Genomic DNA, 13,212 nt, shown 5'->3' with positions numbered 1-13,212 from the left:
CGGCCCTCAGTGCCACGCTGACCTGCGAGCTCACCGGCATCACAGAGACATCGGCTTCGGCCGGAACGAACCCCTCCAGCGTCCCGGACCGGCATCACCCCACGTCAGGGCAGACGGAAGCACCTTCGGCGCACGCCACGGGATTTACCACGCCCCCGGCGCGCACCAAAGGTGCGCTGGTTCGCTGACCTGAAGTGCGTTTCGTACTATTTTGTCTGGGGAATCCCTATGTGAGTGCTTCGGACAGGAGGCACGTCCGTGGGACCAGGTACGCCGACCCCGCACGACTCCTCCGAGCGGTCCGGGCGTGCCACCCACGGTGTCTGTCCACCCGGCACCTGCTGAGGGAGGCGCGCATCATGCGTACCGCCAGCAGAACGAAGCAACACCCCCACGACGACGCCCCCGACACGGCCGCGGACTTCGAACGCCTGCGGCAGCTCCCCGACGGCCCGGAACGCAAGGCTCTGCGCGATGAGCTGGTGCGGGTCTGGTTGCCCATGGCGGAGCGGATCGCGGTGCGGTTCCGGGGCCGCGGAGAGGCTCTGGAGGATCTCTACCAGGTGGCCGCCCTCGGCCTGGTCAAGGCCGTCGACCACTACGACCCCGCACGCGGCCGCGCCTTCGAGGCGTACGCCGTGCCGACCGTCACGGGCGAGATCAAGCGCCACTTCCGTGACCACATGTGGACGCTGCACGTCCCGCGCCGCGTCCAGGACCTGCGCAACCGGGTGCGGCGCGCCGCGAAGGAGCTCGCGCAGACGACGCCCGGACGACCCCCCACCATCGCCGAGATCGCCGCGTACGCGGAGCTGAGCGAGAGCGAGGTGCGCACCGGGATGGAGGCCCTGGAGTGCTTCACCGCGCTGTCGTTGGAGGCGGAGATGCCGGGGACCGACGGCTACGCCCTCGCGGACGCGATCGGCGGCCTCGACCCGCGCTACGACGTGGTCGTCGACCGGGTGGCCGTTGCCCCCTGTCTCCAGGCCCTGCCGGAGCGCGAGCGGACCATCCTCTACCTGCGCTTCTTCCGGGGCATGACGCAGAGCTGCATCGCGCAGCAGCTCGGCATCTCGCAGATGCACGTCTCCCGGCTCCTCAGCGCCTGCTTCGCCCGGCTGCGCGAGGAACTGCTCTCGGGCACCCCACGCTGACGGTCACTCGGGAGGTGCACCGGGGATCTGCGTCGGACCGTAACGGTCGAGGGCGTCCTCCAGTTCGGCGCGGATCTCCGGGGGCATCCTCCCGTCGCGGCCCCAGATGAGAACCAGCTCCGCGATCGTGCGCAGCTTGATGTTCGTGTGCTGGGAGACCTCCTTCAGCACCGCCCACCCCTCGTCCGGGGTCACCCTGCCGAGCGCCACCATCATGCCGATGGCCTGGTCGACCACGGCGTGCGAACTGACGGCCTCCTTGAGCTGGGCGACCTCGTCCTCCAGCGCCCGGAGCCGGTCCGTGTCGCCCGCGGACTCGTGCGGAACTCGTGCCACGCTTACATCCTCCCACCGCGACTGACGCGTGCCACCGGGGTACTCGGCAGGCGCCATGACCGGTTCCGGTTGGACACTGGTGTCGAACCGGTGGCTGCCGGTCGACGAGACCAGGACGACTGCCATGCAACATGACTCGACACCCACGACCCGTACGACGGACGTCGTCTCCGCGCACACCGCCTTCGGTGCGCCCTGCTGGGTGAGCCTCACCAGTCGCGACATGCGGGCCACCGAGGAGTTCTACACCGCCGTACTGGGCTGGGAGTGGCGCACGGGCAAGCTCGGCGACCACTTTCGGGTCGCGGTGGTGGACGGCACGCCGGTCGCCGGGATCGCCGCGGTCACCGCCATGTGGCAGGTGGCGGTCGCCTGGACGCCGTACTTCGCCGTGCGCAGCGCGGACGAGGCGGCGAGCCGGGTGCAGGAGCGCGGCGGTACGGCGGCGGTCGGGCCGATCTCCCTGCCGCCCGGCCGGGCGGCGCTGCTCGCCGACCGGGACGGAGCGACCTTCGGCATCTGGGAGGGGGAACTGGTCACCGACTGGGAGGCCTGGCGCCGTGCCGCGCCGGCCTTCATCCGGCTGCACACCCGGGACGCCTTCGACGCCGCGATCTTCTACGGCGAGGTCCTGGAGTGGGCCTCGGCGAGCCCCGGTTGCTGCGAGGTCAATTACGAGGGCGAGGAGGTCGTGCTGCGCAGCGGCGGCGAGGTGGTGGCCCGCATCGAGTCCGGCGCCCTGGAGGCGGCACCCGATCCCACCATCCGGCCGCACTGGCAGATCCACTTCTCGGTCCGCGACGTGGAGGCCTGCGCCCGGGCGGCGGAACACCACGGAGGCAGCGTGCTGCGCCTGGACGCGGACGAGGCGATCCTGCGGGATCCCGACGGCGCGCAGTTCACGGTGACGGCGCGCCGGGAGCGGTGAGGGCGTCCCGCGTCGGAGCCGCCACTCGCGTTCCGTTCTCATCTCCCCTTGCCCGACGGCTGGTTCCGTGACGGCCGGGACAGCAGGACGAGGCTGCGTGCCTCCACCGTGAGGCCGGTCCCCGCCTTGTGCTCGGTCTCGTCCGGTGGGCCCTGCGGGTCGGCGGTGTCGATGAGGGTGGTCCAGCGTTCGCCGTACGTGCTGTCCGGCAACCGGAAGTCCACCGGTTCCCAGTAGCTGTTGAGCAGCAGCAGGAAGGAGTCGTCGATGACGCGGCGCCCGTGGGCGTCGGGTTCGGCGATGGCGTCGCCGTTGAGGAAGACGCCCACGGAGTGCGCGTCGGAGCGTTCCCAGTCCTCGTCCGACATCTCGGTCGCGTCCGGCTGCAGCCACACCAGGTCGGGCAGCGGCTGCCCGGCGTGCGTCACGGTCTCGCCCCGGAAGAAGCGCCGGCGGCGCAGCACCGGGTGGGCGGAGCGCAGCGCGATGACGTACCGCGTGAAGTCCCTCAGGTCCCGCTGCGCCTCGGTCAGCCGCCAGTCGACCCAGGAGATCGCGTTGTCCTGGCAGTAGGCGTTGTTGTTGCCGCCCTGGGTGCGGCCGAGTTCGTCGCCGTGGCAGAGCATCGGGATGCCCTGGGACAGCAGCAGGGTGGCGAGGAAGTTGCGCTGCTGGCGGGCGCGCAGCTGAAGCACGGCCGGGTCGTCGGTGTCGCCCTCGGCGCCGCAGTTCCAGGACCGGTTGTCGCTCTCGCCGTCCCGGTTGCCCTCGCCGTTGGCCTCGTTGTGCTTGTCGTTGTACGACACCAGGTCGCGCAGGGTGAATCCGTCGTGCGCGGTGACGAAGTTGACGCTGGCGCGCGGCCGGCGCCGACTGTGCTGGTACAGGTCGGAGGAGCCGGTCAGCCGGGACGCGAACTCGCCCAGCGTGTGTTCCTCGCCGCGCCAGAAGTCCCGTACGGCGTCCCGGTACTTGCCGTTCCACTCCGACCACAGCGGCGGGAAGTTGCCCACCTGGTAGCCGCCCTCCCCGACGTCCCACGGCTCGGCGATGAGTTTGACCCTGCTGATCACGGGGTCCTGCTGGATCAGGTCGAAGAACGCCGACAGCCGGTCCACCTCGTGGAACTGCCGGGCCAGCGTGGCCGCGAGGTCGAAGCGGAAGCCGTCGACGTGCATCTCGGTGACCCAGTACCGCAGCGAGTCCATGATCAGCTGAAGGACGTAGGGATGCCGCATGAGCAGGCTGTTGCCGGTGCCGGTGGTGTCGTAGTAGTGCCTGAAGTCGCCGTCGACCAGGCGGTAGTACGAGGAGTTGTCGATGCCGCGGAAGGAGAGCGTGGGGCCCTTCTCGTTGCCCTCGGCGGTGTGGTTGTAGACCACGTCGAGGATCACTTCGAGCCCGGCCGCGTGCAGCGCCCTGACCATCGACTTGAACTCGGCGACCTGCTCGCCGCGGGTGCCGTGCGCGGCGTAGGCGTTGTGCGGCGCGAAGAAGCCGATCGTGTTGTAGCCCCAGTAGTTGGACAGGCCGCGGTCCTGGAGCACGCCGTCCTGCACGAACTGGTGCACCGGCATCAGCTCGACGGCGGTCACGCCCAGCGACGCGAGGTGGTCGACGACCGCGGGGTGGGCGAGTCCGGCGTAGGTGCCGCGCAGTTCGGGTGGCACGTCCGGGTGCGTACGGCTCAGTCCGCGGACATGCGCCTCGTAGATCACGGTGTCGGCGTACGGCCGTCCGATCGGGCGGTCGTCGCCCCAGTCGAACGCCGGGTCGGTCACCACGCCCAGCATGGTGTGCCCGGCGCTGTCGGCCGGGTCGGGGCCGGACGCCGAGCGCTCGTACAGCGAGGGGTGGTTGTCGATCTGCCCGTCCACGGCGGTGGCGTACGGGTCGAGCAGCAGCTTGGCGGGGTTGCAGCGCTGGCCGGCGGCCGGGTGCCAGGGGCCGTGCACCCGGTAGCCGTAGCGCTGGCCGGGCCCGACGTCGGGCAGGTAGCCGTGCCAGACGAAGCCGTCGACCTCGGTCAGGGGACGTCGCGGTGGCGGCCCCGGTCGTCGACCAGGACGAGTTCGACGCGGTCGGCGACCTCGCTGAACAGCGCGAAGTTCGTGCCCTTGCCGTCGTAGGCGGCGCCCAAGGGGTAGGGGTGCCCGCTCCACGCGGGCACCCCGTCCTTCCGGTTCGGCTGCTTCGTCACCGCGCGTCCTCCAGGGCGCCGTCGGTCGGCTTCGCGGGGGCGGCCAGGGCTGCGACCGGGAGCTCGCGGGGTACCTGCAGTCCCTCGCGCAGGCTGGGCGCGGGGGCCTTCGGCACCAGCGGGACGCGCTGGCCGGCGCGGGCCCGCTGCGAGAACCAGATGACCTTGCTGCCGGTGTCGGTGGCGCAGCAGCCCCAGCCGTCGCTCACCGCGGCGATGTGCTCCAGGCACGCTCGCAGGTCCTGGTCGGGGCGGAGGTCCTGGTCGTTGTCACCGACGGCGGTGATCAGGTGCTGGCCGTTCCACCACATCTCGATCGACGTGTTCTTGTCCGTCGCGTGCTCGTCGATGGCCTTCAGCAGCAGCTCGGCGCTGCGGCAGACCGGCTTGACGAGCGGTTCGAGGTCCCAGTACTTCAGGTGGGCCGCGAGGATACGGCTGACCTGTCCGACGCGTTCCGGGCTCACTTCCACATCGAGGTGGTAGTAGCAGGGCACTGCGGTCTTCATCGTCGTGGCTCCTCACCGGCGAGGCTCTCGCTCCCTCGCCCTAGTGGGCCGACCCCCGAACACGAAGCGTGAGTGACAATCGCTTCTGAGTCACATCAACAGTGCGGGTGCTAGCCCATTCGTGCAACACGAGCGAACCACCGAGGTGGTTGAAGCTCTAACAAGACGCTGAGTCGCAGTGCGTGCACCATGAGTGAAGGCCTCGATCGCCGTAACGGATCCGCGCCCCCTCGCGGGCACGGCCGCCGGCCCGACCGTCGGGAACGTGCCCATCGAGCGCCCGGAAGGTGAACGGCGCCATGCTGCTACCCGCCAGAGCCGAAGTCACCCGGCAGCTGCGGCGGTACCGGGCCTGGGAGCGCGCGATGCTCGCGGCCCCCGCCGACAGCGCGGTGCGGACCGGCTTCGAGGACTCGGGCTACACCCTCTGCGTGCTGATGGGGAAGCGTTGCGCGCGCGAGGCCGCCGAGGCGGCCGAGCGCTATCTGCGCACCACGCTGGCCACCTACCTGCGGGACGAGACCTGCCGTCCGCGTCCGGGCCGCGTCCCCCGGCGCGGACCGCCGAAGAGCCGGCGCTCCCGGGCGGGGCGCTAGCACCCTTCAGGCGGCGCTAGCCCCCTTCAGGTGCGCCAGCCCCCTTCAGGTGCAGGATCCCGAGCCGGGCCGAGGGGCCCGGCTTTGAGTACGACGGAGGTGAGACCCATGAGTACGACTGAGGCCATCGGCCGCATCCCGGTCCGGGACGTCCGTCCGGCGGTGGAGTGCGGCAGGCGCCCGGCGAAGGCCGTCCCTGGAGAGACGTTCCAGGTCACGGCCACTGTGTTCCGCGAGGGCCACGACGCGGTCGCCGCCAATGTCGTACTCAGGGATCCCCAGGGCCGTCCCGGCCCCTGGACACCGATGCGCGAACTCGCCTCCGGCACCGACCGATGGGGCGCCGAGGTCACACCGGACGCCGAAGGCCTGTGGACGTACTCCGTCGAGGCGTGGAGCGACCCGATCACGACCTGGCGGCACATCGCCGGGATCAAGGTGCCGGCGGGCATCGACACCGGCCTGGTCCTCGAAGAGGGCGGAGGGCTGTACGAGCGGGCCGCCGACGACGTACCCGAACGGGCCGCCCGCGAGGTCGTGTTGGCGGCAGCGCGGAGCCTCCGGGACGACTCACTGCCGGTCGCCACCCGCCTCGCGGCGGCGTTGACGCCGGAGGTGGACGCGGTTCTCGCCCGGTATCCGCTGCGGGAGTTGGTGACCGCGTCCGAGCCGTTGCCGCTGCTGGTGGAGCGGGAGCGGGCACTGTTCGGATCCTGGTACGAGTTCTTCCCGCGTTCCGAGGGCACGGCCGAGCGCCCCCACGGCACGTTCCGCACGGCCGCCCGCCGGCTTGCGGACATCGCCGCGATGGGCTTCGACGTGGTCTACCTGCCGCCGATTCACCCGATCGGCACCACCTTCCGCAAGGGCCGCAACAACACCCTGTCCGCCGGCTCCGACGACGTCGGCGTGCCCTGGGCCATCGGCTCCCCCGAGGGCGGCCACGACGCCGTCCACCCCGGCCTGGGCACCCTGGAGGACTTCGACTGGTTCGTTACCCAGGCCGCAGCTCACGGCCTGGAGGTCGCCCTCGACTTCGCCCTGCAGTGCTCCCCGGACCACCCCTGGGTGGACAAGCATCCCCAGTGGTTCCACCACCGCCCCGACGGCACGATCGCCCACGCCGAGAACCCGCCGAAGAAGTACCAGGACATCTACCCCATCGCCTTCGACCGGGACATGGACGGCCTGGTCGCCGAGACCCTGCGGGTGCTGCGGCACTGGATGGCCCACGGCGTGCGCATCTTCCGCGTGGACAACCCGCACACCAAGCCGGTGATGTTCTGGGAGCGGGTCATCGCCGACATCAACCGCACCGACCCGGACGTGATCTTCCTGGCGGAGGCTTTCACCCGTCCCGCGATGATGCACACCCTCGCCCAGATCGGGTTCCAGCAGTCGTACACGTACTTCACCTGGCGCAACACCAAGCAGGAGCTGACGGAGTATCTGACCGAGCTGTCGGGTGAGGCCGCGAGCTACATGCGGCCGAACTTCTTCGTCAACACGCCCGACATCCTGCACGCCTACCTCCAGCGCGGCGGCCGTCCCGCCTTCGAGGCCCGCGCGGTCCTCGCCGCGACCCTCTCCCCCACCTGGGGCGTCTACAGCGGCTACGAGCTGTGCGAGAACACCCCGCTGCGCGAGGGCAGCGAGGAGTACCTCGACTCGGAGAAGTACCAGCTCAAGGCCCGCGACTGGGACAACCCGAACAGCATCGCCCCCCTCATCACTCGGCTGAACACGATCCGGCGCGACCACCCCGCCCTGCGCCGACTCCGCAACCTGCGCTTCCACCACACGGACAACGACGCGCTCATCGCGTACAGCAAACGCACCGGCTCCGACACCGTCCTGGTCGTTGTGAACCTCGACCCCCACCACACCCAGGAGGCCACGGTCTCGTTGGACATGCCGCAACTCGGCCTGGACTGGCACTCCTCCGTGTCCGTGCACGACGAACTGACGGGTGAGACCTATCAGTGGGGCAGCACCAACTACGTGCGCCTGGAGCCCGGCCGGGCCCCCGCCCACGTGCTCCACGTCCAGGGGTCGCCCGTCTCGCCGCAGAACGGAGGGTCAGCAGCGTCATGACCGTCAACGAGCCCGTCCCGGACACCTTCGAGGACACACCCGCCAAGGACCGGGACCCTCAGTGGTTCAAGCGCGCCGTCTTCTACGAGGTCCTCGTCCGGTCCTTCCAGGACAGCGACGGCGACGGCGTCGGCGACCTCAAGGGCCTCACCGCCAAACTCGACTATCTGCAGTGGCTCGGCGTCGACTGCCTCTGGCTCCCGCCCTTCTTCAAGTCCCCGCTGCGCGACGGCGGCTACGACGTCTCCGACTACACCGCCGTCCTGCCGGAATTCGGTGACCTCGCCGACTTCGTGGAGTTCGTCGACGCCGCCCACCAGCGCGGCATGCGCGTCATCATCGACTTCGTCATGAACCACACCAGCGACCAGCACCCGTGGTTCCAGGAGTCGAGACGAGACCCCGACGGCCCCTACGGCGACTACTACATGTGGGCCGACGACGACAAGCAGTACCAGGACGCCCGGATCATCTTCGTCGACACGGAAGTGTCCAACTGGACCTTCGACCCGGTGCGCAAGCAGTACTTCTTCCACCGGTTCTTCTCCCACCAGCCCGACCTCAACTACGAGAACCCGGCCGTCCAGGAGGAGATCCTGGCCGCCCTCCGCTTCTGGCTGGACCTCGGCATCGACGGCTACCGGCTGGACGCCGTGCCCTACCTCTACGCCGAGGAGGAGACCAACTGCGAGAACCTCCCGGCCACGCACGAGTTCCTCAAACGCGTCCGCCGCGAGATCGACGCGCTCTACCCGGACACGGTGCTGCTCGCCGAGGCCAACCAGTGGCCCGAGGACGTCGTCGACTACTTCGGCGACTACACCTCCGGCGGCGACGAATGCCACATGGCGTTCCACTTCCCGGTCATGCCGCGCATCTTCATGGCGGTGCGCAGGGAATCGAGATATCCGGTCTCCGAAATCCTCGCCAAGACCCCGGCCATTCCCTCCGGCTGCCAGTGGGGCATCTTCCTGCGCAACCACGACGAGCTCACCCTCGAAATGGTCACCGACGAAGAGCGCGACTACATGTACGCGGAGTACGCCAAGGACCCGCGCATGCGCGCCAACATCGGCATCCGCCGCAGGCTGGCGCCCCTCCTGGACAACGACCGCCACACGATCGAACTGTTCACCGCCCTGCTGCTGTCCCTCCCCGGCAGCCCGATCCTCTACTACGGCGACGAGATCGGCATGGGCGACAACATCTGGCTCGGCGACCGCGACGCCGTCCGCACCCCCATGCAGTGGACCCCCGACCGCAACGCGGGCTTCTCCACCTGCGACCCCGGCCGGCTCACCCTCCCGACGATCATGGACCCGGTCTACGGCTACCAGGTCACCAACGTCGAGGCCTCCATGGCGTCGCCGTCGTCGCTGCTGCACTGGACCCGCCGGATGATCGAGATCCGCAAGCAGAACCCCGCCTTCGGCCTCGGCTCGTACACCGAACTGCAGTCGTCGAACCCCGCGGTGCTCGCCTTCCTGCGCGCGTACGAGGACGACCTGGTGCTGTGTGTCAGCAACTTCGCCCGGTTCGCCCAGCCGACCGAGCTGGACCTGCGCGAGTTCGCCGGCCGGCATCCGGTCGAGTTGTTCGGCGGGGTCCGCTTCCCCGCCATCGGTGAGCTTCCGTACCTGCTGACCCTGGGGGGTCACGGCTTCTACTGGTTCCGGCTCGTCCGAGTCGCATCTCGTATCGGCCGACGACTGTGAGCGTGCGCCGACGAAAGGAGGCGTCACCATGACGAAGACCGCATCCCTCCTGCCGAGCGAGAGTGGGCTCACCGCGTCCATGGCCTCGCTCGACGGGCTGCTGCGCGAGTGGCTGCCCCGGCAGCGCTGGTTCGCCGGCAAGGACCGGCCCGTCACGGACCTGCGCCTGCTGTCGCTGACGGAGCTGTTCCCGGGCTGTCTGCATCTGCTGGTGCACGCCGGTCACGCGGGCGGCCACAGCGGTCTCGCCGGGGTGCCCTCGCCCTGGGGCACTCCCCCGCCGGGGGACTGCTACCAACTGTTCCTCGGCGTCCGGGAACACCCGTCGCCGCGCCTGGGCCGGGCCCTGATCGGCCAGGCTCAGGACGGCCCGCTGGCGGGGCTGACGGTGTACGACGCCCTCCAGGACCTCCGTTCGGCGCAACTGCTGCTGGAACGTCTGCGGCGCCCGGGCACCGCCGGTCCGCTGCGCTTCGAGGCCGACCCGGGCAAGCCGGTCCCCGCCGGACTGGTGCCGCGGGTGCTGGACGCCGAGCAGTCGAACTCCTCGCTGGTGTACGGCGACGAGTTCATCCTGAAGGTCTTCCGGCGCATCCAGCCCGGCGTCAACCCCGACCTGGAGGTTCCGGACGCGCTGGCCGGACAGGGCTGCGGCCGGGTGCCCGCACCGGTGGCCTGGTTCTGCACGACCCAGCCGCAGGAGGCCACGCTCGGTGTGCTCCAGCCCTTCCTGCGCGACGCCTCCGACGGCTGGACCCTGGCCCTGCACGCGCTGGCCACCGGCAACGACTTCACGGCCGAGGCGCATGCGCTGGGGTGGGCCACGGCCGATGTGCACCTGGCGCTGGCCGCGGCGTTCGCCGCCGGCGGGCGGTGCGAGAACGGGCGTATGGCGGCGGCGATGACGGAGCGCCTGGATGCCGCCGCGCACAGCGTTCCCGCCCTCCGGCCGTTCGTGCCAGGGCTGCGGTCGGCGTTCAGCGCGCTGCTGACGTGCGACGCCGGGCCGCCGGCCCAGCGCATCCACGGCGATCTGCATCTGGGGCAGGTGCTCTGGGCGGGCCGGGAGTGGTTCGTGATCGACTTCGAGGGCGAGCCGTCCCGTCCGCTCGCCGAACGGCGCAGCGCCCAGTCCCCCGTCCGGGACATCGCGGGCATGCTGCGCTCCTTCGACTACGCGGCCCGGCAGCGCCGGCCCTGGCGTCCGCAGTGGGCGCGCCGCTGCCGGGAGGCCTACTGCGCGGGCTATGCGGCCCGCGCGGGCTGGGATCCCCGTAAGAAGCACGGCCTGCTGCGTGCTTATGAGACGGATCGGGCGGTGTACGAGGTGCTGTACGAGGCCAGGCACCGCCCGGACTGGCTCCCCGTACCCATGGCGGCGATCGAACGACTCGCCGTGAGAGGAGACTGAAAAGCCGTGGCGCTGCGCGACATCTCATCCCGGAAAGCCTCCGGCCCGCTCCCGTCGGCTCGAACGCCCGGCGACAGCGCGCCCGAACTGGACCCGGCCGACCGGGAGCGCCTGTTGGCGGGCGCCCATCACGACCCGCACGCGCTGCTCGGCGCGCATCCCGTCCCCGGCGGGATCGCGGTGCGGGCGCTGCGGCCGTTCGCCGACGCGGTCGGCGTGCTGGTCGGCGGGGAGCGCGTGGCGCTCACCTCGGAGGGCGACGGCCTGTTCTCGACCGTACTGCCGACGAGAACGGTCCCCGAGTACACGCTGCTCGTGACGTACGGGGAGGACGAGTACGAGGTCCATGACCCGTACCGCTTCCTGCCCGCCCTCGGTGAGCTCGACCTGCATCTGATCAGGGAGGGCCGGCACGAGCAGCTGTGGCGGGCACTGGGCGCCGAGCCGATGACCCACCAGGGCGTGGCCGGCACCCGGTTCACGGTGTGGGCGCCGAACGCGCGCGGGGTGCGGGTCGCCGCGGACTTCTGCCACTGGGACGGCACGGCGTTCCCGATGCGGTCGATGGGCGCCTCCGGCGTGTGGGAACTGTTCCTGCCGGGGATCGGCGAGGGCACCCGGTACAAGTTCGAGATCACCTCCCAGTACGGCCACCGGTTCCTGAAGGCCGACCCGATGGCGCGCCGCACGGAGGTGCCGCCGGACACGGCGTCGATCGTGACCGCCTCGCACTACGAGTGGGGCGACCAGGAGTGGATGGCGCACCGCGGGGACACACCGGTGCACCAGGCGCCGTTCTCGGTGTACGAGGTCCACCTCCCCTCCTGGCGACCGGGGCTGACGTATCGACAGCTCGCCGAGCAGCTCCCCGCGTATGTGAAGGACCTCGGCTTCACGCACATCGAGCTGATGCCGGTCGCCGAGCACCCCTTCGGCGGCTCCTGGGGCTACCAGGTCACCGGCTTCTACGCGCCCACGGCCCGCCTCGGCACCCCGGACGACTTCCGGTACTTCGTCGACGCCTGCCACCGGGCCGGCCTCGGCGTGATCATGGACTGGGTGCCGGCGCACTTCCCGAAGGACGACTGGGCGCTGGCCCGGTTCGACGGGGACCCGCTGTACGAGCCCGGGAACGCGCAGCGGGCGGAGCATCCGGACTGGGGCACGTACGAGTTCGACTTCGGGCGGACCGAGGTACGCAACTTCCTGGTCGCCAACGCGGTGTACTGGTGCGAGGAGTTCCACATCGACGGCCTGCGCGTGGACGCCGTCGCCTCGATGCTCTACCTCGACTACTCCCGGGACTCCGGCCAGTGGACGCCGAACGCCTTCGGCGGGCGGGAGGACCTGGACGCGATGGCGTTCCTGCAGGAGATGAACGCGACGGTGTACCGGCGGGCGCCCGGCGTGGTGACGATCGCCGAGGAGTCCACGGCCTGGGGCGGGGTGACCCGGCCGACCGACAGCGGCGGCCTCGGGTTCGGGCTGAAGTGGAACATGGGCTGGATGCACGACTCGCTCGAGTACATGAGCAAGGAGCCGATCCACCGCAAGTACCACCACCACGAGATGACCTTCTCGATGATCTACGCGTACAGCGAGAACTACGTGCTGCCCATCTCGCACGACGAGGTCGTCCACGGCAAGCAGGCGCTGGTCACGAAGATGCCCGGCGACTGGTGGCAGCGCCGCGCCAACCACCGCGCGTATCTCGGCTTCATGTGGGCCCACCCGGGCAAGCAGCTGCTGTTCATGGGCCAGGAGTTCGCCCAGGGCGGCGAGTGGTCCGTGGAGCACGGTCCCGAGTGGTGGCTGCTCGACCCCGGCTACTGCGCGGCGGGCGATCACCGCGGGGTGCAGGACCTGGTCCGCGACCTCAACACCCACTACCTGGGCACGCCGGCGCTCTGGCAGCGCGACACCGACCCCGGCGGCTTCCAGTGGGTGGAGTGCGACGCGGCCGACGACAACGTCTTCGCCTTCCTGCGGTACGACGAGCAGGGCACCCCCCTGCTGGCGATCTCCCACTTCTCCCCGGCCGTCCGGCACGACTACCGGCTCGGCGTCCCCGGCGACGTCCCGGCCTGGCAGGAGGTCCTCAACACCGACGCGGCGCGGTACGGCGGCAGCGACATCACCCATCCCGACCCCGTCAAGGCCGAGGCGCAGGAGTCGCACGGCCGTCCCGCCAGTATCCGGCTGACCCTGCCGCCCCTGGCCACGGTCTGGCTGCGCCCGGTCTGACGGCGGCCGCCCGCGGCCTTCAGGT

Annotated in this window: 9 protein-coding genes and 1 pseudogene; 7 read left to right on the top strand and 3 right to left on the bottom strand. The window is 70.5% G+C overall.

The window, feature by feature from the left end:
- Nucleotides 1-359: 359 nt before the first annotated feature.
- Nucleotides 360-1,154 carry a SigB/SigF/SigG family RNA polymerase sigma factor gene (locus I2W78_RS38450; RefSeq protein ID WP_196465392.1) on the top strand — a complete coding sequence of 265 codons (795 nt, stop codon included), beginning with the start codon at nucleotides 360-362 and terminating at the stop codon, nucleotides 1,152-1,154.
- Nucleotides 1,155-1,157: 3 nt separating this feature from the next.
- Here the strand turns inward: I2W78_RS38450 and I2W78_RS38445 are convergent, their stop codons facing one another.
- The gene (locus I2W78_RS38445; protein WP_307784040.1) at nucleotides 1,158-1,490 is read right to left on the bottom strand and encodes an ANTAR domain-containing protein; all 333 of its coding nucleotides are present in this window, start codon (nucleotides 1,488-1,490) and stop codon (nucleotides 1,158-1,160) included.
- A 124-nt stretch (nucleotides 1,491-1,614) separates the two neighbouring features.
- Here I2W78_RS38445 and I2W78_RS38440 point away from each other — a divergent pair, with 124 nt between their 5' ends.
- Nucleotides 1,615-2,418, top strand: a complete 804-nt coding sequence (locus I2W78_RS38440) for a VOC family protein (protein WP_196465391.1) — start codon at nucleotides 1,615-1,617, stop codon at nucleotides 2,416-2,418.
- Nucleotides 2,419-2,456: 38 nt separating this feature from the next.
- Here the strand turns inward: I2W78_RS38440 and glgX are convergent.
- Nucleotides 2,457-4,588, bottom strand: a pseudogene (glgX, locus tag I2W78_RS38435) (glycogen debranching protein GlgX).
- Between the two features lie 26 nt (nucleotides 4,589-4,614).
- A complete protein-coding gene (locus I2W78_RS38430; protein ID WP_196465390.1) occupies nucleotides 4,615-5,127 on the bottom strand; it encodes a pep a2 in 513 nt (170 codons plus the stop codon).
- A 299-nt stretch (nucleotides 5,128-5,426) separates the two neighbouring features.
- On the opposite strand from I2W78_RS38430, the gene I2W78_RS38425 reads away from it, so the two are divergent.
- From I2W78_RS38425 to glgB, 5 genes are all read left to right on the top strand, one after another.
- Entirely contained in the window at nucleotides 5,427-5,723 is a 297-nt protein-coding gene (locus tag I2W78_RS38425; protein ID WP_196465389.1) for a DUF5133 domain-containing protein, read from the top strand.
- Nucleotides 5,724-5,831: 108 nt separating this feature from the next.
- Nucleotides 5,832-7,817, top strand: coding sequence for an alpha-1,4-glucan--maltose-1-phosphate maltosyltransferase (locus I2W78_RS38420; RefSeq protein ID WP_196465388.1), 1,986 nt, complete (start codon nucleotides 5,832-5,834; stop codon nucleotides 7,815-7,817).
- A complete protein-coding gene (gene treS / locus I2W78_RS38415; RefSeq protein WP_196465387.1) occupies nucleotides 7,814-9,532 on the top strand; it encodes a maltose alpha-D-glucosyltransferase in 1,719 nt (572 codons plus the stop codon). The genes I2W78_RS38420 and treS overlap by 4 nt, the downstream gene beginning before the upstream one ends.
- A 28-nt stretch (nucleotides 9,533-9,560) precedes the next feature.
- Nucleotides 9,561-10,943, top strand: coding sequence for a maltokinase N-terminal cap-like domain-containing protein (locus I2W78_RS38410; RefSeq protein WP_196465386.1), 1,383 nt, complete (start codon nucleotides 9,561-9,563; stop codon nucleotides 10,941-10,943).
- 6 nt (nucleotides 10,944-10,949) lie between these two features.
- Nucleotides 10,950-13,187, top strand: a complete 2,238-nt coding sequence (gene glgB, locus I2W78_RS38405) for a 1,4-alpha-glucan branching enzyme (protein ID WP_196465385.1) — start codon at nucleotides 10,950-10,952, stop codon at nucleotides 13,185-13,187.
- Nucleotides 13,188-13,212 lie beyond the last annotated feature (25 nt).

Origin of the sequence: Streptomyces spinoverrucosus, from assembly GCF_015712165.1 — a bacterium.
Classification (GTDB): Bacteria; Actinomycetota; Actinomycetes; order Streptomycetales; family Streptomycetaceae; genus Streptomyces; species Streptomyces spinoverrucosus_A.
The sequence above is the reverse complement of the archived record's forward strand: the minus strand, read 5'-3'. Positions and strand labels throughout refer to the sequence as shown.